Raw genomic sequence first — 23,240 nt, 5'->3', positions numbered from 1 at the left:
CCCATGCGCCACCGCAAGACGATCAGTGGACTCGTCCTCGCCCTGGCCCTGGCGACGCTGGGCCTGGACACGCCGACCCCGACACCGCCCCACATGCTTCCCACGTCCCACGCCGGGCCCGCGTCCCGTGCGGCCCCCGGGCCCGAGGTCTTCAGCGGCCGGGCCTTCGACACCTGCTGGGCGCCGTCGGCCGACATCATGCGCCGCTGGCGGTCATCCCCCTACGGTGCCGTCGGCGTCTATTACGGCGGGCGGGGCCGGGCCTGCAAGGACCAGCCGCACCTGTCCCGCGACTGGCTGCGCAGGGTCGACGGGATGGGCTGGCGGGTGCTCCCGCTGTACGTCGGCTCGCAGTCCCCGTGCGTCGTCGCCCAGCGCAAACGGCACGTACGCATCGGCCGGCAACCCTGGCGCCAGGGGACCCGGGAAGGGCACGACGCGGTGCGCAGGGCCGAGGCGCACGGCATGCGACAGAACAGCCCGCTCTACCTGGACATGGAGGCGTACACCTATCGGAACGAGAAATGCGCTCGGACAACGCTCAGATTCGTACGGGCCTGGGCTCGCGAAGTGCGCAGTCATGGCTACGTGCCGGGCTTCTACAGCAGTGCCGAATCCGGCGTACGGCACCTGGAGCTCGCCCGGCGTGCGGAGGTGGCGGACCTGCCGTCCGTGCTGTGGTTCGCGCGCTGGCGGACCCGCCCCGACCTGTACGGCGAGCCCGCGCTGCCCTGGGACGCCTGGCCGGAGGGCGGCCGGATCCATCAGTACGCGGGCAACGTGACGGAGCGGCACGGCGGGCGGACCCTGGTGATCGACCGCAACCTTGTGAACGCGCCGGTGGCCGTCCTGGGCTGAGCACCCCCCGTGCTCCGGTGGCAAGCGGTTTCGTCCGGCTCAGGGTCGAACCCTCAGGGGTACGCTCCCCCTCCTCCACCTTCAGGAGGTGGGGCTGGCTCCCCTCGTACAACCTGAGGCGGACACCGCTTCGGGACCTGCGGCCGATCCGCTGATGTAGGGGTCGCTTCTAGCGTGGAGCCATGACCGCATCCATGGTGTCCGTGTGCACCAGCGCATCGAAGGCCGCGACGCGGAGCGCGGGTCCTTCCGCCTATCCGTCGTTCGCCTCCTACGTCCGGGCCCGCCAGCCCGTGCTGCTGCGCACCGCCCGCTCCCTGACGGCGAACCCGAGCGATGCCGAGGACCTGCTGCAGACGGCCCTGACCAAGACGTATGTGGCCTGGGACCGGATCGAGGACCACCGGGCGCTCGACGGCTATGTGCGCCGGGCCCTGCTGAACACGCGCACGTCGCAGTGGCGCAAGCGCAAGGTCGACGAGTTCGCCTGCGACGAGCTGCCCGAGCCCGAGACCGTTCCGGCCGGTGACCCGGCCGAACACCAGGCGCTCCACGACGCGATGTGGCGCGCGATCATGAAGCTGCCCGCGCGGCAGCGGGCGATGGTCGTCCTGCGGTACTACGAGGACCTGAGCGAGGCGCAGACCGCCGAGGTGCTCGGGGTCTCCATCGGCACCGTCAAGAGCGCGGTGTCGCGCGCGCTCGGCAAGCTCCGTGAGGACCCGGAGCTCACGCCGGTCCGCTGAGCCCGTACGGGGCGCCGGGCCATGGGCTGACAGGGCCACGCCAGGATGGCGGCCGCCGCGCCTCAATTTGCCTTCTTGTTGCGTCCTTGTGCCCATGCCCTAGTGACATACCGTGCGGTATGCGGCGAGAATCTGGGCCTACTGCCAGGTAGAGCGCCGGGAACACCCGGGGCCTGCCGCGCGCCCACCGGGAGGACGCCGTGCTGAGCACCATGCAGGACGTACCGCTGACCGTGACCCGCATCCTGAACCACGGGACAACCGTGCACGGGAGCGCGCAGGTCATCACCTGGACCGGCGACGGCGCCCCGCAGCGCCGCAGCTTCCGGGAGATCGGTGCCCGCGCCGCCCAGCTCGCCCACGCCCTGCGCGAGGACCTCGGCGTCGCCGAGGACGAGCGCGTGGCGACCTTCATGTGGAACAACGCCGAGCACGTCGAGGCGTACTTCGCCATTCCCTGCATGGGCGCCGTCCTGCACACCCTCAATCTGCGGCTCCCCGCCGACCAGTTGGTCTGGATCGTGGGCCACGCCGCCGACCGCGTCATCCTCGTGAACGGCTCCCTGCTCGGCCTGCTCGCGCCGCTCCTCGACCGCATGCCGACCGTCGAGCACGTCGTCGTCTCCGGCCCCGGCGACCGTTCCCTCCTCGACGGCGTGCGCGCCCAGGTGCACGAGTACGAGGACCTGATCGCGGACAGGCCCACCGGCTACGACTGGCCCGAGCTCGACGAGCGCCGCGCCGCCGCCATGTGCTACACCTCCGGCACCACCGGCGACCCCAAGGGCGTCGTCTACTCCCACCGCTCCATCTATCTGCACTCGATGCAGGTCAACATGGCGCAGTCCATGGGCCTGACGGACGCCGACATCAGCCTCGTCGTCGTACCGCAGTTCCACGTCAACGCCTGGGGCCTGCCGCACGCCACCTTCATGACCGGCGTCGGCATGCTGATGCCGGACCGCTTCCTGCAGCCCGCGCCGCTCGCCGAGATGATCGAGGCCGAGCGCCCCACGCACGCGGCGGCCGTCCCCACCATCTGGCAGGGCCTGCTCGCCGAGCTCAACGCCAAGCCCCGCGACGTCAGCTCCCTCGGCCACGTCACCATCGGCGGCGCGGCCTGTCCGCCGTCCCTCATGGAGGCCTTCGACCGGCACGGCGTCCGGGTCTGCCACGCCTGGGGCATGACGGAGACGTCCCCGCTCGGCACCGTCGCGCACCCTCCGGCCCATGCCGTCGGCACCGACGAGGAGTTCGCCTACCGCCTCACCCAGGGCCGCTTCCCGGCCGGCGTCGAGGCCCGCCTGGTCGGCCCCGGCGGCGCGCACCTGCCGTGGGACGGCGAGTCCGCGGGCGAGCTCGAGGTGCGCGGGCCCTGGATCGCCGGGGCCTACTACGGCGGCGCGGCGGGCGATGTCCTCAAGCCCGAGGACAAGTTCAGCGCCGACGGCTGGCTGAAGACCGGTGACGTCGGTGTCATCTCCGCCGACGGCTTCCTCACCCTCACCGACCGCGCCAAGGACGTCATCAAGTCCGGCGGCGAGTGGATCTCGTCGGTCGAGCTGGAGAACGCCCTGATGTCGCACCCGGATGTCGCCGAAGCCGCCGTCGTCGCCGTCCCCGACGAGAAGTGGGGCGAACGCCCGCTCGCCACGGTCGTCCTCAAGGAGGACGCCACCGCCGACTACACGGCCCTCCGCGACTTCCTCGCCACCCGCGTCGCCAAGTGGCAGCTCCCCGAACGCTGGACCCGCGTCGCCTCCGTCCCCAAGACCAGCGTCGGCAAGTTCGACAAGAAGGTGCTGCGCAGGCAGTACGCGGAGGGGGAGCTGGACGTCACGGACGTGACGCGCGGCTGAAGGGGGCTCGGGCGCGGGCCCGGGGCGCGGGCCGGGGCAGGGGGCTCACCTCTTCCGCAGGGACGCAGCCCCCCATCCCAGCGCCAGCCATCCCCCGGACACCGCGCACACGCCCGCCCAGCCCCAGTGCGTGAACGCCGAGGCGGCGAGGGCCGAGGCGGTGGCGCCGCCCGCGAAACCGGCCACTACGTAGGCGGTGTTGGCGACGGCGGGGGTGGACGTCGTGGTCAGGGCGAGCGTCTGGTTGGCCACGTGGCTCGCCACCAGGGCGGCGTGGACGGCGACCGCGGCCGCGCACAGCGCCCAGAGGCGGGCGCCGCCCAGCCAGAAGAGGGGTATCGACACCGCCGCCAGCACGTAGGCCGCGGATGCCACCTTGGCGGCGCCGAAGCGGTCCACGAGGCTGCCCGCGACCGGTGCGACCACGCTGGCCGCGAGGCCGAAGAGACCGAAGAGGCCGGCCGCACCCGTCGTCATGCCGTAGCCGTCGTCCCCGTGGCCCGTCAGCAGGAGCGCGAGCGAGGTCCACAGCGCGCTCCACGCGCCGTACATCCCGGCCTGGCGTAGGCAGGCGCGCCGCAGGTCCGCTGACTTCCGCACCACGCCCGGGAGTTGGGCGAGGCCCGCGAACAGAGGGCCCGAGCCGCGGCGGCGCTCCTCGGGCAGCACGGCCGCGGAGGCCAGGCCGAGCAGCGCGGTGAGCGCGGCGGCGCCGAGGAAGACCGCGCGCCAGCCGAAGGCCTGCCCCGCGAGGCCACCGAGGACCCGGGCCGCGACGACGCCCGCGAACAGCCCGGCTATGACGGCCGCGACATGGCTGGCCCGCCGGTGGGCGGGCGCCCGCTCGGCGACGAGCGGGACGAGCAGCTGCGGCACGACGGTCGCCGCGGAGGCGATGAAGACGGCGGCGGCGAGCGCGGTGGTCCCGGTCGCCGCGGCGCCGACGGCCAGGGCGGCCGTGGTCACGACGGACAGGCCCGCGACGAGCGCACGGCGGTTGACCCGGTCGCCGAGCGGGGCGAAGAACAGCAGCCCGGCCGCGTACCCGAACTGGGCGACCGAGGCGATCCAGGCGATGGCCGACGGCGTGGAGCCGAAGTCCCGGGCCATGAGGGGGAGCAGCGGGGCGGCGACATAGATGTTCGCCGCCGTCACGGCCGTACAGACGGCTATGAGCACGAGGAAGACGCCGGGCGGCACGCGGTCCGTGCGCGCGGCCGTCACCGGCAGGGACGCGGTCCGGGAAGCCGTGCCGGAATCCGCGCGGACATCCGTCGACGGTGGCGAGGGCGGTGCTGAAGACATGAGGGACAAGGCTCCTCTGCGCGGTCGTCCTGACAGTCATCCTCGTAACCGACCAGCTTGTAACTAACTGGTTGGTTGGATCGAGTCTGCGCCTGCGGTGCAAGATCTGTCAAGCAACTAAACGGTTGGTTGCCGGGGAAATTCCCTTACGCTGTCCCCATGGCAGTGAGAGACCCCGAGGCCACCAAGGCCCGGATCTTCGACGCGGCGGTCGCGGAGTTCGCGCGATTCGGCATCGCGGGCGCCCGTGTCGACCGCATCGCGAGCGAGGCGAAGGCCAACAAGCAGCTCATCTACGCCTATTTCGGCAACAAGGCGGAGCTCTTCGCCCAGGTCCTCGAGAAGCGGATGCTGGACATGGCCATCAGCAACCCGGTCGACACGGACGACATCGACGGCTGGATGGACCGCCTGATGGAGTACCACGCGACCCATCCCGAGCTGCTGCGCCTGCTCTTCTGGGAGGGAATCGAGTACGGCGACAGCAAGGAGCTCCCCGACGAGTACGAGCGCCGGGCGCACTACGACCACAAGGTCGCCGCGTTCAAGGACGCCCAGGCCAGGGGCGTCATCACCGATGAGATCCCGGCGGCCGACCTGCTGTTCATGCTGATCGCGCTCGCCGGGTGGGCCACGGCCGTGCCGCAGATGCGGCGGGTTCTCGTCGGGGGCGAGGACGAGGACCGCGCCAGGCTGCGCGCCTCGATCCGCGCCGCCGCGTGCCGCCTGACGGCCGTCGACTGACGGCGACGTACCCCACCGGGAAGCCGCCCGGGCCCCCGGGAGGCCACCCGGAACGCCCGTCTAGGACAGGCAGGCGCGGATCTCGTCCGCGAGCCGCCGCGCCACCCCGTCGTGGCCGTCCGCGACGAGCCGGGTCCGCGTGAGCGCGAACGCCAGGCCGCGGGAGGGGTCGGCGAAGGCGATGCTGCCGCCGCTGCCGTGGTGCCCGAACGCCCTCGGCTCACCGGCCATTTCGGGCAGCCCGAGGAAATAGCCGAGCCCCTTGGCGTACCGGCCGAGGAGCATCCGGTCCTTCCCCGTGACGGCCACTTCGGTGGCGGCCCGGACGCGTTCGGCGGAGACGAGCCGTACGCCGTCCACCTCGCCGAGGAGCGCGGCGTACATGCGGGCGGCCGCCCGCGCGGTGGTGGTCCCGCCCGCGGGCACGTCGGCGAGCAGGTACTCCCGGCGGTTCGCAAGGTCGGCCGTGGTCCACACACCGCGGTTCGGCACGACGAGACGCCGGAAGGGGACGGTGGGCGACAGGGACGCCAGCCACGCCTCCCAGCCGCCCTCCACCAGCGGCGCGGTACGCGGCAACGCCTCCTCGGGGAGGCCGAAGTACAGCTCGTCGGCGATGCCGAGCGGCTCGGTGACGTACACCCGAAGTGCCGCACCGGGCGTGAGACCGGTGATCCGGCGCACGGTCTCACCGAGGATCCAGCCGAACGTCCAGCCGTGGTACCCGCTGTCGCTACCGGGCTCCCACAGGGGTTCTTGTTCGGCGACCAAGGCACACATGGTGTCCCAGTCGCACAGCTCGGCCGGCGTGAGGGAGGCGGGCAGCTGCGGGACGCCGAGGGTGTGGGTCAGGGCGTGGCGGACCGTGGCGCGTTCCTTGCCCCGGGCGGCGAACTCGGGCCAGTAGTGGGCGATCGGGGTGTCGTAGTCGATGAGCCCGCGATCGGCGAGCACATGCACCAGGGTGGCGGTGAAGCCCTTGCCGGTGGAGAAGCTGTGGATCAGCGTGCGGGGCTCCAGGGGCCGCCCGCCGGACGCCTCGACCACACCCGCGCAGGCGTCGACGACCTGCTCGCCGTGCACCGAGGCGGCGACCTGGAGACCGCTCTCCGCGCCCGACTCCACCAGCTCGTGGACGAGCGCGTCGACCCGTTCCTGCACCTCCACGCGCGCGTGGCGACTGTCGCGACTCACGCGTGCATCATGGCACCGGGCTGGCCCCGGAACACCTGGATTCGCCCCGGCTGCTTCGTGCCGATCCCCCGGCTGGTCCGTGCCGATCCCCGGTCAGTTCGTGCCGATCTTCGCCAGCAGGTCCACGATCCGGCCCTGCACCTCGGCGCTCGTGGACCGCTCCGCGAGGAAGAGCACGGTCTCGCCCGCGGCGAGCTTCGGCAGGTCGGTCTCGTCGACGGCCGCGGTGTAGACGACGAGCGGCGTGCGGTTGAGCTGCCCGTTGGCGCGCAGCCAGTCGATGATTCCGGCGCGTCGGCGACGTACCTGGAGCAGGTCCATCACCACCAGGTTCGGCCGCATCTGCGCGGCGAGGCTCACCGCGTCCGCGTCGCTCTCGGCCCGGGCGACCTGCATGCCGCGCCGCTCCAGGGTCGCGGTCAGGGCGAGCGCGATCTCCTCGTGCTCCTCGATGAGCAGGACGCGCGGCGGGTGCTGCTCGCTGTCGCGCGGCGCGAGGGCCTTCAGGAGCACGGCCGGATCGGCGCCGTACGCGGCCTCGCGTGACGCCTGTCCGAGCCCCGCCGTGACGAGCACGGGCACCTCGGCGGCGACGGCGGCCTGGCGCAGCGACTGCAGCGCCGTACGCGTGATCGGACCGGTCAGCGGGTCCACGAACAGCGCCGCGGGGAACGCGGCGATCTGCGCGTCGACCTCCTCGCGCGAGTGCACGATGACGGGCCGGTAGCCGCGGTCGCTCAGGGCCTGCTGCGTGGTGACGTCGGGCGCGGGCCAGACGAGCAGCCGCCGTGGGTTGTCGAGCGGCTCAGGGGGCAGCTCGTCGTCCATGGGCTGGGGCTGCGGCTGGTTCGAGACCTCGACGGCGCCGCCGGGGCCGTCCAGCGGCTCCGGGCCCTCGGCGGCGTTCTCGTCCGGGGCGCCGATCGCGTACGCGCGGCCGGTGCCCTCGGTGGTCGGCGAAAGACGCGACTGCGCCGGTGCCGGAGCCTGCGGCTTGGCCTGGGGCAGTGCCTGCGCCTGCGCCTGGGGGTGCGGGCGGGCCGCGTTGTCCGGGCGCTCCTCGGTGCCGGGCTCGGGCGGCGTGGCCAGCCTGCGGCGGCGGCCGGAGCCCCCGGGCGCGGCCTGCGCCCCGGCGTCCGGCTGCTGCGCCTGCGGCAACGGGTGCGCCTGCTGGGGCGACGCGGACTGCGCCTGCTGCGGCGAGGCGGCCTGCGCCTGCTCCTGTGCCTGGCGTCCGAACGGCACGCCCTGTCCCAGCGTCCGTACGCTGATCGCGCGCCCCTGCGTCGAGTTCGGGTCGACGGGCGCGGCCTCGGCGGGCAGTGGCTGGGCGGCACGCACGCGTGGATCACGTTCCGGCGGCAGCGCCGTGCCGCGCGCGGGTGACGGGACACCCTGGGCGGGCGTGGGTCCGGCGTGCGGGGCGCCCTGCGGGGGTACGCCGGTGGCGGGGGTGCCGCCGGGAGGCGTGTTCTGAACCGGTGTCCCCTGGGGAGGGGTTGTTCCCGCCATCGGGTCGCGTGGGCCGCGCGGGTCGCTTGCCGCGGGCGCCGGTGCGGGTGCTTGGCGCGCACGGCGACGCCCGGTCGGCGCCTGCGGCTGTGCGGCCGGGGGCGCCTGCGACGGCTCGGGCATCGGGGGCGCCTGGGCGGGCAGCCCCGGGGACGGCATCGGGGCCTGGGCCGGGTGCGGCTGGGGCGGGGTGTGGTCGTCGGCCGGGTCCTGCGGTGCGACGGCGTGCTGCCCGGTGTCGTCCTGCCCGACGGGCAGCCCGCCGGGGGCCGTCGCGGGCATCGGGGGCACGGCCGGTGCGCCGCCCTGGGCGGCCGCGGGCATGCCGCTGCGGGCACCGGCGGGGACGCTCTGGGCACGGGCGGGCCCAGAGCCCTGCGTGGGGACGCCCCCACGGAGGTCCCCACGGACCGGGCCCTGAAGCCCCGCCTGCACCCCTGCGGGAACGTTCACGGAGCCACCGACCTGCGCGGGCTCCACCGGCACGGCACCGCCGTGCGGGGCACCCCCAGGTGCGGCACCCGGCTGCGGGGGCCGGCCGCCCTGCGCCGCACCCACAGGCACCACGCCCGCCTGCGCGGCACCGGCTGCACCCGAGGCACCGGCTGCACCCACGTGCACCGCACCCGCTGCACCCGCTGCATCCGCCTGCACCGTGCCCGGCTGCGCGGCCCCTCCCTGGGGCGCGCCCACCTGCTCGGCACCGTCCTGCGTACCGCTGCCCCCATCACGGTCGGCCTCGGCCGGAGGCAGCGCGAACACCCGCCCGTTGGAAGCCTCTTCCGCCGCGGCCCGCTCCCGGGCGGCGGCCAGCGCCCGCCGCGCACGACGACCACCGGGACGCGGCGCTTCCGCACCGTCACCCGGCCCGGCCTGACCCGGCACGGGGGCACCGTCCGCGGCACCCGAACCGCCCGTCCCCGAAGGCAACGCCAGCGCCTGCTGCTCGCCCGTACGCCGCGCGCGCCGCCCCGACGGCACAGCGGCCCCTGACGGACCCCCGGCCCCCTGCGGCGGCACTCCCTGAGGCGGCACTGTCTCGCCGAGAGCAGCCGACCCGGCCGCGTGCTCGGCCGCGGTCACCACGGCACCCTCAGCGGGGCTCGGCCGCCCACGACGGCGGCCCGTACCCGTCGACGCGCCACCGGACGTACCCCCGGAAGAAGCCCCGCCCCCGGGGACCTCGACCCCAGGCCCTCCGGCGCCCGGAGCGCCCGTACCCGGAGCACTCGCACCCGGAGCGCCCGTACCCGGAGCACTCGCACCCGGAGCACCCGCACCCAGGGCGTCCGGCACGCCCACGCCCTCGCCCACGGCGCGGCGCCTGCGTCGCCCGGTACCGCCCGTGGTGCCGCCCGCCGTGGCGTCAGCGGAACCCGCACCCCCGGTGTCACCGGAAGACGCGTCGCCGGGAACACCGCTCTCCAGGAAGGAGTCCACCGAGGAACGCCGCGCCCGCCGACGCCCGCCCCCCGCAGCTCCCGAAGCCTGCTCGGGCACCTGAACACCGGTACCGGTACCGGTACCCGCCGTACCCGTGCTCTCAGAAGAGACCGCAGAGACCGCAGAGACCGCAGAGACCGCCGCCCCCGCACCAGTGCCAGCACCAGTACCGGAACCCGCGCCGCCCCCCTCACCGACGGGCACCTCAAGCACGTACGCACTGCCGCTCATCCCCGGCACCTCGTGCGTCTGCAGTACGCCGCCGTGCGCGTGCACGATGCCCCGGACGACCGGCTCGTGCACCGGGTCTCCCCCGGCGTACGGGCCGCGCACCTCGATGCGGACGACGTCGCCGCGCTGGGCCGCGGCGACCACGATGGTCGAGTCGACGTACCCGCCCGCGGTACCGGAACCGCCGGAACCGTCCGAAACCACCACTCCCGCGCGCGTGTTGCCGGTGGCGTCGATTCCGGCGACGTCGGCGATCAGGTGCGCGAGGGCCGTGGCGAGCCGCCGGGCGTCCACCTCGACCTCGATCGGCGGCGCGTGCACGGCGAACTGCGCCCGGCCGGGACCGATCAGCTCGACGGCTCCGTCGACACCGGCGGCGACGACGGCGTCGAGCGGCGCCCGCGTACGGGAGAGCTGTTCGGCGCCCGCTTCGAGGCGCTGGAAGCCGAGCACGTTGTCGACGAGCGTCGTCATGCGCGCGTACCCGGCCGACAGGTGGTGCAGGACCTGGTTCGCCTCGGGCCACAGCTGGCCCGCGTCGTCGGCGGCGAGGGCGGCAAGCTCGCGGCGCAGCTCGTCGAGCGGCCCGCGCAGCGACTGGTCGAGGACCGCGACGAGCTGCTCGTGCCGCGCGGCCAGCGTGTCGTAGCGCTCCTGCTCGCGCTCGGCGAGGGCTTCGTGGCGGTCCTTCTCGCGCTCGGCGAGCGCCGCGTAGCGCTCCTGCTCGGCGGCGAGTTCCTCCTCGCGGCGCTCGGCGGCGGTCCGCAGCTCCTCGGCGTGCTCCGCGAGCGCCGCCTCGTACTTCGCGGCGAGCGTGTCGTAGGGCCGCCGGTCGGTGAAGGTCATGACGGCGCCGACGAGCTGGTCGCCGTCGCGCACAGGGGCGGTCGTCAGGTCGACCGCGACCTTCTCGCCGCTCTTGGCCCACAGGACCTGCCCGCGGACGCGGTGCTTGCGCCCGGAGCGCAGCGTGTCCGACAGCGGCGACTCCTCGTAGGGGAAGGGCTCGCCGTCGGCGCGCGAGTGCAGCACCAGGGGGTGCAGTTCCTGGCCGCCCAGGTCGCTCGCGCGGAAGCCGAGTATCTGGGCCGCGGCCGGGTTGACGAGGACGACGCGGCCGTCGGTGTCCGTGCCGACGACGCCCTCCGCGGCGGCCCGCAGGATCATCTCGGTCTGCCGCTGCGAACGCGCCAGCTCGGCCTCGGTGTTGAGCGCCCCCGACAGGTCACGGACGACGATCATCAGCATCTCGTCGCCGCTGTAGCCGCCGTAGCCGCTGTGCCCGTACCGCTCGTCGTAGGCGTGCCGGCTGTCCTCCAGGCTGGAGCTGGTGACCTCGACCGGGAACTCGGTGCCGTCCGTGCGGCGCGCGATCATCCGCTTCGGCTTGGTACGTCCGCGTTCGTCCGTGCTGTCCGGTCGGCGCATGGAGCCGGGGATCAGCCGCGAGTCGAACTCCGGCAGCAGATCGAGCAGTCCGCGCCCCACCAGCGCGGTGCCGGGCGCCTCGAAGGCCTCGAGCGCGATGGCGTTCGCGTTCACGACGGTCCCGTTGGCGTTGACGAGCACCAGCGCGTCGGGGAGCGCGTCGAGTATGGCTGCGAGGCGAGCAGCGCCTCGGGATGGCCTGCTGCTCACGACGACGCTTCCTCCCTGATTACCGCACCTTGCCGACCGCCTGAGCCATCTTGCCCCTCGGCTCGCGGCGTGTCACGGGAGGGAGTCTACGGGGAGTGGTTGCGGGCGCGACGCCGGATGCGAGGGAGGTCGCACGCAGAAGCTGTGAGCCTTCCGTAGTGCACGCCGTCGTGCCTGGTCAGTCCAGGGGCATAGGACACACATGAGGCGCGCGCCCCACAACAGGCCCCCCGCGCGCGGGTCGCGTCGCGCTCCCGCGGTCACGCGCCGCCGAAGGAGAGCACCTTCCCCATGGCGTTCCAGCGCGAAATCTCGCACCCGTCGGTGCGTTTGAAGGAGCCGTCGACGTGCCGCCCCTGCCAGGTGCCGGTGACGTGGGCGGTGGCGTCGCCGCCGTGGACCTGTGTGCACATGGTGCCGGCCGGCACCGGGGCGAACGGGTCCTCGCCGTTCGCCGCGAGCTGGTCCAGACGTTCGCAGGCGTCACGGGGCGAAGGGTGCGTGCTGCCCTCCGAGCCGCAGCGCAGTTCGTACGTGCCGTCGGCGCCCGAGTCCGTGTGGGCGACGGTGATCGTCAGACGGTCCCCCGTGGCGCGGTGGTCGACCCGCTCCAGGGGGCAGGCGTGCGCGGCGGCGGGCAGCGCGGTCAGCGCGGCGACGGCGGCGGTGAGGAAGAGGCGGCGCTGGGCGGTGGATTTCATGGGGTCTCCCCTGGGGTGCGTGATTCCGGCTCGCGCCGACGGGCAGCACCGGCGCCTACCGCCTCTAACGCGGCCGTACGCGCGACGTTGCGGCCCCGCACCGCGCTTTGCCCTGGAGGCCGCCGGACTAGTACCGTGGAAAGCGATTGGTGACGTGCCCCCTGGCTGTGTCATCATCGGCACGCACACCCGCGCTCGCGTGGGTGTCAGGTTGGAGGCGTCGCCTAGTCCGGTCTATGGCGCCGCACTGCTAATGCGGTTTGGGCCTTAAAGCCCATCGAGGGTTCAAATCCCTCCGCCTCCGCACTTGATCGCTGAAGCCCCGGTCCATTGGACCGGGGCTTCAGTGGTTCCTGAGCCACCTGACGTCCCCGAGGGCGCCCCTCATCGGAGTTTTCGCAGGTCACAAGGGGTGTGGCCAATGGATTTCACATGGCGGCGGCAGTCATGTAATGTTCTTCCTGTCGCCGCGAGCGGGCCGAAAGGACCGGGAGCGAGACGGAAAACACAACAAGCACTCGTAGCTTAACGGATAGAGCATCTGACTACGGATCAGAAGGTTGCAGGTTCGAATCCTGCCGAGTGCACAGCAGACCAGAGGCCCTGTGGAGAGATCCATAGGGCCTCTGGCTTTTGCCGTGACGGCAGTGATTGACGGCAACGGCCTTTCCGGACGGACGGGGTCCGATCAGACGGTCACGGGGGCGCCCGCCGCGCCGTCGTCGCCATCCGGGTCGTTGCCGTCGCCTCTCAGGGCCTCCCCGACGCGGTCGAAGGCGGACCGCTGGGAGTCCAGCCGGACGAACGTGTAGATGTCCATGGTCACGCGGATGGAGCTGTGGCCGAGTACCTCCATGATCATTCGAGCGTCGGCGCCCTGCTCGTGGAGGAGCGAGGCGCAGGTGTGGCGCAGGTCATGGAAGCGGACTCGACGGACTCCGGCGCGGGTGCACAGGGCCTCGAAGGACCGATTCAGGTTGCGCGGCTCGATGGGGGTGCCGTTCTTGGTGGTGAAGACGAGGCCGTGCCCCGTCCCCTTCCAGCTCGTGCCCGCGGCCTTCCGGTCGGCGATCTGCTGGGCCCGCTGAGCGCGGAGCGCCGTCACGCACTCGGGCGGCAGCGCCACACGCCGGGCCGAGCGCTGCGTCTTGGGCGCGACGATCAGCAGCTCCCCGCCGACCCGCTGAAGAGCCTGCCGGACGGTGAGGACGCCTTCGTGAAGATCCACGTCCGACCAGCGCAGCCCCAGCAGCTCACCCCGCCGGAGGCCGATGCGGACCGCCAGTTCGTACGCGGCCCACAGCCGGTTGTCCCGGGCCGCCGCCAGGAGTCCCAGGTCTTGCCGTAGACGCTGCGCCGCTTGTACGTGCCATCCGTCGTCAGCACGTATGCGCTGCCCTCCCAGCGGCCGTCCTTGCGCTGGTAGATGGTGCCCTCGTTGTTGGCGTTCTTCTTCGGCTTGGCCATCAGGCAGCGTCCTGTTCGGTGCGGAGGGATATGTAGTCGTGCACGGCCGCCTCACTGATGCGTCGGCAGCGGCCGATCTTGAAAGAGGCCAGTTCGCGGGAGCGGATCAGGTCGTGAACCTTCCAGCGGCTGATGCCGAGGTGCTCGGCGACTTGGTCCACGGTGAGCACGGCCGACGTCATGCGGGCACCAGCCCTTCCTGCTTGATCCGTTGGGTGTGGGCGATGTCGTGGCGGACTTGGGCGGCGAGCAGTTCTTCACCGGGGCGGTAGCCGCTGCTGAGGTACGTCCAAGAGGAGGCGGTCACGAGGGCGCTCTCCTCAGCGATGGGGAGACCAGCGCGGGCACGGGCGGCTTGTGCCTGGGCGAGGCGCCAGGCACGGCGTACGTCCCGGAGCGCGCCGAGGGTGGTGGAGTAGGCGCGGGACTTGGTCGAGAAGTGGCCGCGGAAGCCGAGCATGTGCGCCCACTTCCAGAGCTTGAGGTGGGCGAGCTCCGGCAGGTGGCCCAGGGCCCAGGCAGTACGGATCATCTGGCGGACGTGCTGCTGTACCGGCAGGGCCTTGATCGGTTGGCGTTGGCTACCCGCACGAGCCTCGGCGCGGCCACCCTTGAAGCGTTCCAGTCATCCATCGAGGACTACTGGCGCCGTGACGACCAACACGGCGGTGAGGCCCTGAGGCCAGCCATCGCCGGCCAGCTCCGATACGTGGTCGGGCTTCTGAAAGAGAGCCGACCGCCGTCCAGTACGGCCTGTACGGAGTCGCGGCCGAGCTGGCGCGCCTCACCGGCTGGACCTACTCCGACGCCCGCCAGTACAGCCAGGCACGCGCGTACTTCACCGAGGCCCTGCAACTTGGCCAAGGAGATCGACGACCGTCAGTTCATGGCCAACGTCCTGGCTTGCATGAGCCTGCAGGCGACCTACAAGGACAAGCCTGCGGACTCCTTGGCGTTCGTGAGCGCGGCCCAGGACCAGGCTCGATCGGCACTCGGAACGACGCCCCGTGTCCTGGCGATGCTGTCCATGCGGGAAGCCTTCGCGCACACCACCCTCGGCAACAGGGACTCGACCCACTGGGCGATCGGCGGCGTGCACCGCCACTTCGAGCAGATCCAGGCAGCCGACCCCGACCCCTCGTGGGTGACCTACTTCGATGAGCCGAAGCACATAGTGGACACGGGCATCGCTCACGGCTGCTTGGGCGAGGCCGCGATGGCTGAATCCTTGATCACGGAAGCTCTGAGGCGAGAGGACCGCGCCAACCACCGCGGTCGCGCGTTCCACTCATTCTGGTTGGCGCGCACGTTGGACCAGGGCAAGCTGGATCAGGCATGCCAGACCGCCACGCAGGTATTGGAGCCTGCATCGGCGGTGGCGTCCGAGCGAGTTTCAGGCCACCTCAGGGAGTTCTACGACGAGTTGGCCCCGCCGCACAGGGATGAGCCCGTAGCCCTGGCCTTCGAGGTGAGACTACGGGCGCTCCTGCCGCCAGTCAGCGGATCGCTTCATCCATGAGCAGGTAGAGCAGACCGACGAGCGATCCGCTGCTCAGGATCTCCCGGCGGTCGATCATGCCCCGCACCTCCGAGAGGGAAATCCACTCGAAGCGGTCGGACTCGTTCTTCTCCGTGGGCGGTCCGGCGTAGGTTGCGCCCTCTACACGGAAGACGTGGTGCTGCGAGTCGGTGATCCCGTTCGCGGGCTCAGCGTAGATCAGAGGCTTGATAGAGCCAGGGCGGAACCCGTCTCCTCCAACACCTCACGAGCCGCCGCCTGTTCGGGCGTCTCGTCTTCCTCCAACAGGCCCATCGGGAGCTCCCAGGCCCACGAGTCAGTGATGAAGCGGTGCCGCCACATCATCAGGACCTCTTGTCGATCATTGACTACGGCAGCCACGGCCAGGTGCCGGAGGCGAACGACGTGGTACTCCCACCTGCGCCCGTCAGGCTGCTGGACGTCGACCAGACACAGATTCACCCACTTGTTGGTATAGACCTGTCGCTCGCCATGGGTCTTCCACTCCATACTTGCGGCCCCTCTTGGCCGGTCTCCAGGATCTCAGACCGCTCCGGAAGCGATAACAAAGATGGCCCTATTCGTGTCGACTTGATGAGATGTTTGTACGCTGACCCGCTGTGGATGTTTGGGCCTAACTAGGGTGTGATGAACGACGGAACTGACTGGATCATTGCGACGGGCGGGGAGGCAGATCCGGCCCTCCACTCATGGTGCTCAGCTCCTGAAGTCGACCATGCATCTAATTAGGAGACTTGTTCACATTTGGGGGCTGTGTCCACAGCACCAGGAAGAATATGAGGGTAAACATGTCGGCGTCACGACTCCGGCCCTCGTTCTCGGTAGCAGTCCGTTCAAACCACCCGTACTCAAGATCTCGAAACATGTTCGAGATAAGGGCGTCAGGAGCGGCGTGAGCTTCCTGAGACCACACCCCATACAGGATATTGTAGTGGTGAGGGCGAATTGGATCGTTGGATTCATCTGCTAGCTGGGCTGTCGTCTTGCGGCACCAGCTCGACACCCACTTCACCGAGTCGTCCTTCGTGTTCGCGCAGAATTATGTGAAGTCCTGTGCCAAGTGCTGCTAAAGCTTCGGCAACAGGTTTTCGTCGGGCCGATCGGCCCTTCTCTTTCTCGTGCGACAGTCGTCGGATCTGGGCCAAGGTCATCTGGAGCAGGCCGAACCGTGCGAAGAGCAACGCTGCATCCTTATGGTGGTCCTGTTTGGCCAAGTACTTCATGTTCACCAGAAGTTCGAACGCTTGGCGAACTACGCCAACGGCGCGCTCCCGGTATTCATACTCTAGGAGTACCCGGACGACCTTCACGCTGTTGGCGCCGCGAACGAGGATCTCTGCGTCGAAGCGAACCGTAGGGTCCTAGGGGTGGTCTGTTGACATGATCGACTGTCCCCCTTGGCGACATCGGAGATCAGCTTGAGTAGAGGCTTCAATGAGGACTTAGGGGAACGTGCCTGTCGCGTCTGCGGGTTTCGTTCCCCTGCTGTACTTCAACTCTTCTTGTCCTTCGTCGGTCTGCGCCGCCTGCTCTCTGTCATGCCTGAATCGTAGCCGCTCTCCCCTCTCGGAAGACTGGATTCTCTTCCGTTCTCGCCATCCATGACGCACCATCCAGAACCTTTTCAAGCTCAGTAAGGCCGCCATGCTTGCTATGCCGCTGAAGGGTGCATACTGGAGCTGATGGAAACCTCTTGGTGTTTCCGACCGGGAACTCCTAATTTGACTTGCGTGAGCGGCTATTTCCAGCCATTCTCGCATGGTGTGAGCGCCCGGATCTCATTTGCCGTGGTATCCATTCCCTATGAGTCCAACAACGCGAACGGTACGATCCATAGGTGCGATCCTTGCTGCTTCATGCATGGGGGCGCTCCTCGTGGCTGCGCCCGCAGGGGCCGAGGGGGAGGTGAGTTCCAGGTGCGCTAGAAAGCATTTCTGCTTCTGGGCAAAAACCGATTACAAGGGGAGGTCCGGATCCGGGAAAATAGGCCGCTGCGTTACTCTTCCCTTCAAGGCCGGTTCGATCAAGAATAGGACGTCCGCACGGGTGTATTACTTTGAGGGGTACAACTGTGTAGGGTTGAACAAGGGTATATCGCCGGGCAAGAGCAAGGCGCATACCGAATTCTGGGTCAGGAGCTATCGATAGTCAAAGGTTCTGGAGCGGAGTACCCTCCTTCCACCCCTCTGGGTGGAAGGATGCTGGGCTTTGGGGCGACATGTTCCTTTAGCTGGCTGTAGGGAATTCATCAAAAGCTTAGCGTTTGCTGAGTTTGTAGGCGCGATGGTGAAGAGTGCAACTGGGTCATGCGTGCTCACTTTGGGCGACCCTGGCGTTGGCCCGCCCTTATCTGGAGATTTCTGCAACGAGGGCTTCAGTGTCCTGAGTGAGCGTGATCAGGGGCGCGGCGTGGGTATCGCCTACAGTTGGTTCTTCCTTCGTCTTCAAGGGGGCATATCACTATGCTGGCGCACGGCCCACTCCCCCCGCTGCGACGGCCGCACGGAGTATTTAACTCAAGATTAACCACGTGGAAGGGGCAGCCACATCCTTCACGACGTTGTAAAGCGCTACATCGGTGATGGCGAGGGTGGCGCTAGCCTTGGTCTCCGTATGCTGTTCCAATCTATGACCAGCGGCAGCGCCGTCCAGGCGTGGCTGGCGTTGGAGGGCTGAACGGGCTCTTGGGAAGAAGACTCTTCTGCGACAGGCGTGTCAGCCACTGCGGCACTGACAAATCTGTTGGGATGTATGAAGCCCCAAGGCTGAGATGGTAATCGGCCCGGTGGAGGTTGCGGCAACGCTGACGGCAAGCACGGCACACCTAGACCATTGATCACTGCTGTTAGCGATCAGCTATGAAGAGTCCGGAGTTCCGGCTCAACAAGCTGCCCGATCCTACGGATCAGAAGGTTGCAGGTTCGAATCCTGCCGAGTGCACATGAAGAGAAGCCCCGGGCATTGCGCCCGGGGCTTCTTGCTGTGGGTTACACGGTCTTCAGGGTGCCGCCGTCGATCACGTGGTCCGCGCCCGTGATGTTGCCCGCGACGTCCGAGAGCAGGAACGTGATCAGGGCCGCGACCTCGTCGGGCTCCGTGATGCGGCCCGATGTGATGCCGAAGGACTGCGGGAGCTGTTCCAGGAACGCGGCGTGTTCGGTGCCGTGGGCCGCGGCCACCGTGCCGCCGAAGCCGTCGGGGTCCTCCCAGATCGCGGTCCGCACGACGCCCGGTGAGACGGTGTTGACCCGTACGCCCTGGGGGCCGAACTCCTCCGAGAGGGCCTTGCCGAAGGCCGTGAGCGCGGCCTTGGCGGTGCTGTAGGCGATGGGGCCCGCGCCGGGCAGGCGGGAGTTGACCGAGGACACGTTCACGATCGAGCCCCGCCGCTCGGTCAGGCTCGGCAGCGCGGCACGGCTCGCGCGGACCGCGCTGAAGAGGTTGAGCTCGAGGACGGCCTGCCAGTCCGCGTCGTCGACGGTGAGGAAGCCGCCGATGCGGGTGTCGTCGCCCGCGCCGACGTTGTTGACGAGGAGGTCGACGCCGCCGAGTTCGGCGACCGCGTACGCGATGAGCTCGGCGGGGCCCTCCGGGGTGCCGAGGTCCACGGCGTACGGCAGCGCGCCGGACTCCTTCAGCTCCGGGGTGATCGTGCGGGCGGCGCCGACGACGCGGACGCCCTCGGCGACGAGCGCGCGGACGGTCGCGAGGCCTATGCCGCGGCTGGCGCCCGTGACGACGGCGGTCTTGCCGGTGAGGTTGAGGTTCATGGGGCGTTCGCTCCTCTGGTTCTGGTTCTGGTTCTGGTTCGTGGGGTGTGGCGGGTTGCTGGGGTCGGTGGGGCCGGTGGGGCGTTGGGGCGGGTGGTATTTGACCTGGAGGTACAGAATGTGGGTACGGGTGGGTCAGGGAAGGGGGTGGCGGTGGTGCGGGGGGTTCGTGGGTGACGGGTGGCGTGGGGTCAGAGCAGGTCGATGACCGCTCTGATCGTGCGGTGCATGCGGTCCCGGTCGTCCGCGACCCGCGCGGTCAGGCGCAGGCCGATGACCGTACTGAGGAGCAGGCTGCCGATGTCCGCGGCGTCGCGGTCCCGCGCGATCTCGCCCGCGCGCTTGCCCTGCTCGATCAGTTCGCGGAAGGCGCCTTCGGTGCGCGTGAACATCGCGCGCACCACGTCGCCCGCGGCCTTGTCCGCGTGCGCGAGCTCGGCCGCCGTGTTCACGGCCATGCAGCCGCGCCGGTCCGGGTCCGCGAGGTCCATGTCCACGAGGAGTTCGAGCGCGGAGCGCAGTCGCTCCTTGGCCGGGCCCTCGCGGTCGAGGAGGTCGATGAGGTACTGGGCCTGGCCGTCGCGGTAGCGGCACAGCGCCCGCTGGAACAGGGCGTTCTTGCTGCCGAAGGCGTTGTACAAGCTGCCCTTTCCGATGCCGAGCGCGTCGACGAGGTCCTGCGGCGTCGTGCTCGCGTACCCCTTGCGCCAGAAGACCTCCATCGCCTGTGCCACGGCGGTCTCCGGATCGAACTGCTTGGGCCTTCCCATGCGGAGCAGCCTAACAGCATTCTGGACTTGTAGGTCAAGAACTGGATTGTCAGTGGCGTGCGCCATGCTTTTTTCCATGACGTGGTGGTGCACGGGGGTGCGGTGGCACGCGGAGGGCAGGCCTGTCCTTTGCTGGTACGCGCCGGAGCGGGGGCCGCGGGAGAGCCCGCTGGTCTACGGCACCGCGCTCGCCTTCCGGGCGCGGGGCGGGCGGCGCTGTCTCGGGGTGTGGCGCGGCGGCCGGTGGACGCCGTGTCCGAGAGGCGCGGGCGTGGCGGGGCGGGCCACGCGCGCGCAGTGCGAGGAGTGCGCGCGGATGGACCGGGCGCACTCGGTCGCGGCCGACACCTTCGCCGACGACCCACGGCCGTATCACGTGTACGTGGCGTGGTTCGGCCCCGGCCGGGTGAAGGTCGGCATCACGGGCGTCGCGCGGGGTGGCGCCCGGCTCCTGGAGCAGGGGGCGATGGCGTTCAGCTGGCTCGGGCGCGGGCCGCTGATGGCGGCGCGCAGGACCGAGGAGCTGCTGCGCACCGCGCTCGGCGTGCCCGACCGCGTTCCGTACGCGGAGAAGCGGGCCCTGCGGGCGCGGCTGCCCGGAGCGGAGGCGCGGGCGAGGGAGGTGGCGGACGTGCACCGGAAGGCGGTCGGGCTCGCCGGGTGGCCCGAGTCGCTGGAGCGGCTGCCGTGCGAAGTCGTGGACCACGCGGGGTGGTTCGGGCTCGACGGGATAGCGGCGGCCGGAGGTGTGACGGGCGTGGTGGGCGAGCTGACGGACGGCGGGGTCGTCGCGGGGACGCTGGCGGGGGCCGCGGGACCGGATCTGCATGTGGGCGGGGGGCTTGTGGTGGACGGCAGGTTGCTCGGCGGGTGGCGGCTCGAGGCGTTGGGGGAGGAGACGTCGGGCGGCCAGGTCCTGAGGGAGGGGGCGGCGGGGGTGACGGTTCCGGTGCGGGAGATACCCGCGGTGCAGGGCGGATTGTTCTGAGGAGGAGGGGGGTGAGTCCTGGGCTGGTGAGTCTTGGGGCGGCGGTGGGGCGGCGGTCCGGTGATGGTCCGGCGGCGGGCCGGTGGCGACCGGTAGCTGACCGGAAGGTCAAAAGTGTCTGCCCGTTGGACAAGGAGGCCCTCTCGTTGTGGACACGGGATCAGCGGGGCGGTGAGTGTGGGGGCCATGAGAAATCGGACAGCTGATCGGACAGCCGAGGCGTCCCGACCCGCAGGGCCCGTGGAATCCGCAGGACCCGTCGGGCCCGTGGGTCCCTTCCAACCCCCGTACTACTCCGTCGTGTTCAGCGCACTCCGTACGGAGGGGGACCAGGGATACGGCGAGACGGCCGAGCGCATGGAGGAGCTGGTCGCGGACGTGCCCGGGTTCCTGGGGGCGGACTCGGCGGCGACGCCCGGCGGGCTCGGCATCACCGTCGCGTACTTCCGCGACCTGGAGGCGATCAAGGCGTGGCGGGACGACCCGGAGCACCGGGAGGCGCGGAAGCGGGGGCGCGAGGAGTGGTTCGAGCGGTACGTCGTGCACGTGGGCAAGGTCGAGCGGAGCTACGGACATGAGTGAGGGGCGGGACGGGATACGGGATGACATGGGGGACGGCGCGAGGGACGGCGTAAGAGATGACATCGGCGATGGCATCGGCGATGGCATGGGCGACGGCGGGGAGGAGGAGACCGCGGAGGTCGTCGCGTTCTGGGGGCGGCTCGGGCTTCCGGGGCTCGTCGACGTCCACACGCACTTCATGCCGGAGCGCGTCCTGGTGAAGGTGTGGGAGTACTTCGACGCGGTCGGTCCGATGACGGGCGTGGAGTGGCCCATCACGTACCGGCACGACGAGGAGCGAAGGATCGCCGTGCTGCGGGGGTTCGGGGTGCGGGCCTTCACGTCGATGCTGTACCCGCACAAGGCGGGCATGGCGGAGTGGCTCAACGGCTGGGCGGCGGACTTCGCGGCGCGGACACCGGACTGTCTGCACACGTCGACGCTGTTCCCGGAGCCGGGCGTCGAGCGCTATGTGCGGGACGCGGTCGAGTGCGGGGCGCGGGTGTTCAAGGCGCATGTGCAGGTGGGGGCGTACGACCCGGCCGACGTGCTGCTCGACCCGGCGTGGGGGCTGCTCGCCGAGGCGGGGATTCCGGTGGTCATGCACTGCGGGTCCGGCCCGGCGCCCGGGAAGCACACCGGGCCCGAGCCGGTGAGGCGGCTGCTCGCGCGGCACCCGCGGCTGCGGCTCGTCGTGGCGCACATGGGGATGTTCGAGTACGCGGACTTCCTGGACCTGGCGGACCGGTACGAGGAGGTGCGGCTCGACACGACGATGGCGTTCACGGACTTCACCGAGCGCATCGCGCCGTTCCCGCGGGACGAGCTCGGGCGGCTCGCGGACCTCGGCGACCGCATCCTGCTCGGCACGGACTTCCCGAACATCCCCTACGGCTATCTGCACCAGCTGCAGGCCCTGGAGCGGCTCGGCCTCGGGGACGAGTGGCTGCGGGCGGTGTGCCACGGGAACGGGGCGCGGCTGTTCGGCGTGGCCTGACCAGCGGGAACGGGGGGCACGGAGGGCACGGGGGAGATACAGGTGGGGCGGCGGGTTTTCTCAGGGAATTCACAGGTGGCCGCAAGCCCCTTCTCACCGCCGCCGCCCACGCTGAGGGCATGACCACGACCTCGCCCCAGGGGCGTACCGAACTGCTCAGGGCGGACGGGAGCCCCGTCCGTGTGCTCGTGGTGGACGACGAGGTGTCGCTCACCGAGCTGCTCTCGATGGCGCTGCGGTACGAGGGCTGGGAGATCCGCAGCGCCGGTGACGGCGCGGGGGCCGTGCAGGCCGTGCGGAGCTTCAGGCCCGACGCCGTCGTGCTCGACATGAAGCTGCCCGACATGGACGGCCTCTCCCTGCTGGGGCGGCTTCGGCGGGAGCTGCCGGAGGTGCCGGTGCTCTTCCTGACGGCGAAGGACGCCGTCGAGGACCGCATCGCGGGGCTCACGGCGGGCGGCGACGACTACGTGACGAAGCCGTTCAGCCTGGAGGAGGTCGTCGCGCGGCTGCGCGGGCTCATCCGGCGGGCGGGGGCCGCGGGCCGGCGCAGCGAGTCGGTGCTCGCCGTCGGGGACCTGACGCTCGACGAGGACAGCCACGAGGTGACGCGCGGCGGGGATTCGATCCATCTCACCGCCACCGAGTTCGAGCTGCTCCGCTATCTCATGCGCAATCCGAAGCGCGTGCTCAGCAAGGCGCAGATCCTCGACCGCGTGTGGAGCTACGACTTCGGGGGGCAGGCCAACGTCGTCGAGCTCTACATCTCGTATCTGCGCAGGAAGATCGACGCCGGGAGGGAGCCGATGATCCACACGCGGCGCGGCGCCGGCTACCTGATCAAACCGGCGCTGGCGCCGCGGGCGGCGTGAGCGGGAGGGGCGCCGCCGGCCCGCCCTCCTCGGCCTGACCCAGC

At 70.6% G+C, this 23,240-nt stretch carries 19 protein-coding genes, 2 tRNA genes and 3 pseudogenes; 12 read left to right on the top strand and 12 right to left on the bottom strand.

Annotated features, from left to right (window positions below):
* The first annotated feature begins 3 nt into the window (after window positions 1–3).
* The 3 genes from ACFWZ5_RS15520 (at window position 4) to ACFWZ5_RS15510 (ending at window position 3,463) form a co-directional block, all read left to right on the top strand.
* Entirely contained in the window at window positions 4–858 is an 855-nt protein-coding gene (locus ACFWZ5_RS15520; protein WP_384790927.1) for a DUF1906 domain-containing protein, read from the top strand.
* Between the two features lie 182 nt (window positions 859–1,040).
* Window positions 1,041–1,604 carry a SigE family RNA polymerase sigma factor gene (locus ACFWZ5_RS15515; RefSeq protein WP_384790924.1) on the top strand — a complete coding sequence of 188 codons (564 nt, stop codon included), beginning with the start codon at window positions 1,041–1,043 and terminating at the stop codon, window positions 1,602–1,604.
* Window positions 1,605–1,804: 200 nt separating this feature from the next.
* A complete protein-coding gene (locus tag ACFWZ5_RS15510; RefSeq protein ID WP_384790921.1) occupies window positions 1,805–3,463 on the top strand; it encodes a long-chain fatty acid--CoA ligase in 1,659 nt (552 codons plus the stop codon).
* Window positions 3,464–3,508: 45 nt separating this feature from the next.
* Here ACFWZ5_RS15510 and ACFWZ5_RS15505 read toward each other — a convergent pair whose 3' ends face one another.
* Window positions 3,509–4,768, bottom strand: coding sequence for an MFS transporter (locus tag ACFWZ5_RS15505; RefSeq protein WP_384790918.1), 1,260 nt, complete (start codon window positions 4,766–4,768; stop codon window positions 3,509–3,511).
* Window positions 4,769–4,927: 159 nt separating this feature from the next.
* On the opposite strand from ACFWZ5_RS15505, the gene ACFWZ5_RS15500 reads away from it, so the two are divergent.
* Window positions 4,928–5,512: a TetR family transcriptional regulator gene (locus tag ACFWZ5_RS15500; RefSeq protein WP_384790915.1), complete on the top strand. Its 585-nt coding sequence runs from the start codon at window positions 4,928–4,930 to the stop codon at window positions 5,510–5,512.
* Window positions 5,513–5,572: 60 nt separating this feature from the next.
* Here the strand turns inward: ACFWZ5_RS15500 and ACFWZ5_RS15495 are convergent, their stop codons facing one another.
* From ACFWZ5_RS15495 to ACFWZ5_RS15485, 3 genes are all read right to left on the bottom strand, one after another.
* Complete coding sequence (locus tag ACFWZ5_RS15495; RefSeq protein ID WP_384790912.1) at window positions 5,573–6,706, bottom strand: serine hydrolase domain-containing protein; 1,134 nt, start codon at window positions 6,704–6,706, stop codon at window positions 5,573–5,575.
* 93 nt (window positions 6,707–6,799) lie between these two features.
* On the bottom strand, window positions 6,800–11,530 hold the full coding sequence (locus ACFWZ5_RS15490) for a PAS domain-containing protein (protein ID WP_384790909.1): 4,731 nt from the start codon (window positions 11,528–11,530) through the stop codon (window positions 6,800–6,802).
* Window positions 11,531–11,790: 260 nt separating this feature from the next.
* Entirely contained in the window at window positions 11,791–12,231 is a 441-nt protein-coding gene (locus tag ACFWZ5_RS15485; RefSeq protein ID WP_384790906.1) for an SSI family serine proteinase inhibitor, read from the bottom strand.
* A gap of 213 nt (window positions 12,232–12,444) precedes the next feature.
* Between ACFWZ5_RS15485 and ACFWZ5_RS15480 the strand changes: the two genes are divergently transcribed.
* Window positions 12,445–12,535 (top strand) — tRNA-Ser (locus ACFWZ5_RS15480).
* A 210-nt stretch (window positions 12,536–12,745) separates the two neighbouring features.
* Window positions 12,746–12,818, top strand: a tRNA-Arg gene (locus tag ACFWZ5_RS15475).
* Between the two features lie 101 nt (window positions 12,819–12,919).
* Here ACFWZ5_RS15475 and ACFWZ5_RS15470 read toward each other — a convergent pair.
* From ACFWZ5_RS15470 to ACFWZ5_RS15455, 4 genes and pseudogenes are all read right to left on the bottom strand, one after another.
* The gene (locus ACFWZ5_RS15470; RefSeq protein WP_384790993.1) at window positions 12,920–13,480 is read right to left on the bottom strand and encodes a site-specific integrase; all 561 of its coding nucleotides are present in this window, start codon (window positions 13,478–13,480) and stop codon (window positions 12,920–12,922) included.
* Entirely contained in the window at window positions 13,393–13,698 is a 306-nt protein-coding gene (locus ACFWZ5_RS15465) for a hypothetical protein (RefSeq protein WP_384790999.1), read from the bottom strand. The genes ACFWZ5_RS15470 and ACFWZ5_RS15465 overlap by 88 nt, the downstream gene beginning before the upstream one ends.
* Window positions 13,698–13,880, bottom strand: a complete 183-nt coding sequence (locus ACFWZ5_RS15460) for a helix-turn-helix domain-containing protein (RefSeq protein WP_384790903.1) — start codon at window positions 13,878–13,880, stop codon at window positions 13,698–13,700. The genes ACFWZ5_RS15465 and ACFWZ5_RS15460 overlap by 1 nt, the downstream gene beginning before the upstream one ends.
* Window positions 13,877–14,278: pseudogene (locus ACFWZ5_RS15455) on the bottom strand (replication initiator); the annotation flags it as partial. The gene ACFWZ5_RS15460 and the pseudogene ACFWZ5_RS15455, both read right to left, overlap by 4 nt.
* Between ACFWZ5_RS15455 and ACFWZ5_RS15450 the strand changes: the two are divergent.
* Window positions 14,270–15,217, top strand: a pseudogene (locus tag ACFWZ5_RS15450) (hypothetical protein); the annotation flags it as partial. The pseudogenes ACFWZ5_RS15455 and ACFWZ5_RS15450 overlap by 9 nt on opposite strands.
* Here the strand turns inward: ACFWZ5_RS15450 and ACFWZ5_RS15445 are convergent.
* Window positions 15,195–15,727 (bottom strand): annotated as a pseudogene (locus ACFWZ5_RS15445) (NUDIX hydrolase). The pseudogenes ACFWZ5_RS15450 and ACFWZ5_RS15445 sit on opposite strands and share 23 nt — an antisense overlap.
* 470 nt (window positions 15,728–16,197) lie before the next feature.
* Window positions 16,198–16,467: a hypothetical protein gene (locus ACFWZ5_RS15440; RefSeq protein ID WP_384790900.1), complete on the bottom strand. Its 270-nt coding sequence runs from the start codon at window positions 16,465–16,467 to the stop codon at window positions 16,198–16,200.
* Between the two features lie 574 nt (window positions 16,468–17,041).
* Between ACFWZ5_RS15440 and ACFWZ5_RS15435 the strand changes: the two genes are divergently transcribed.
* On the top strand, window positions 17,042–17,386 hold the full coding sequence (locus ACFWZ5_RS15435; RefSeq protein ID WP_384790897.1) for a peptidase inhibitor family I36 protein: 345 nt from the start codon (window positions 17,042–17,044) through the stop codon (window positions 17,384–17,386).
* An 839-nt stretch (window positions 17,387–18,225) separates the two neighbouring features.
* Here ACFWZ5_RS15435 and ACFWZ5_RS15430 read toward each other — a convergent pair.
* Window positions 18,226–19,008, bottom strand: coding sequence for an oxidoreductase (locus ACFWZ5_RS15430; RefSeq protein WP_384790894.1), 783 nt, complete (start codon window positions 19,006–19,008; stop codon window positions 18,226–18,228).
* Between the two features lie 191 nt (window positions 19,009–19,199).
* Window positions 19,200–19,778 carry a TetR/AcrR family transcriptional regulator gene (locus ACFWZ5_RS15425; protein WP_384790891.1) on the bottom strand — a complete coding sequence of 193 codons (579 nt, stop codon included), beginning with the start codon at window positions 19,776–19,778 and terminating at the stop codon, window positions 19,200–19,202.
* A gap of 76 nt (window positions 19,779–19,854) precedes the next feature.
* Between ACFWZ5_RS15425 and ACFWZ5_RS15420 the strand changes: the two genes are divergently transcribed.
* The 4 genes from ACFWZ5_RS15420 (at window position 19,855) to ACFWZ5_RS15405 (ending at window position 23,196) form a co-directional block, all read left to right on the top strand.
* On the top strand, window positions 19,855–20,766 hold the full coding sequence (locus ACFWZ5_RS15420) for a DUF2797 domain-containing protein (RefSeq protein ID WP_384790888.1): 912 nt from the start codon (window positions 19,855–19,857) through the stop codon (window positions 20,764–20,766).
* Window positions 20,767–21,066: 300 nt separating this feature from the next.
* The gene (locus ACFWZ5_RS15415; protein WP_384790886.1) at window positions 21,067–21,348 is read left to right on the top strand and encodes an antibiotic biosynthesis monooxygenase family protein; all 282 of its coding nucleotides are present in this window, start codon (window positions 21,067–21,069) and stop codon (window positions 21,346–21,348) included.
* Between the two features lie 85 nt (window positions 21,349–21,433).
* Window positions 21,434–22,324 carry an amidohydrolase family protein gene (locus ACFWZ5_RS15410; RefSeq protein ID WP_384790990.1) on the top strand — a complete coding sequence of 297 codons (891 nt, stop codon included), beginning with the start codon at window positions 21,434–21,436 and terminating at the stop codon, window positions 22,322–22,324.
* Between the two features lie 119 nt (window positions 22,325–22,443).
* Window positions 22,444–23,196, top strand: coding sequence for a response regulator transcription factor (locus ACFWZ5_RS15405; protein WP_384790883.1), 753 nt, complete (start codon window positions 22,444–22,446; stop codon window positions 23,194–23,196).
* The last annotated feature ends 44 nt before the right edge of the window (window positions 23,197–23,240 follow it).

Source organism: Streptomyces sp. NPDC059003 (assembly GCF_042740445.1).
Taxonomy (GTDB): Bacteria; Actinomycetota; Actinomycetes; order Streptomycetales; family Streptomycetaceae; genus Streptomyces.
The sequence above is the reverse complement of the archived record's forward strand: the minus strand, read 5'-3'. Positions and strand labels throughout refer to the sequence as shown.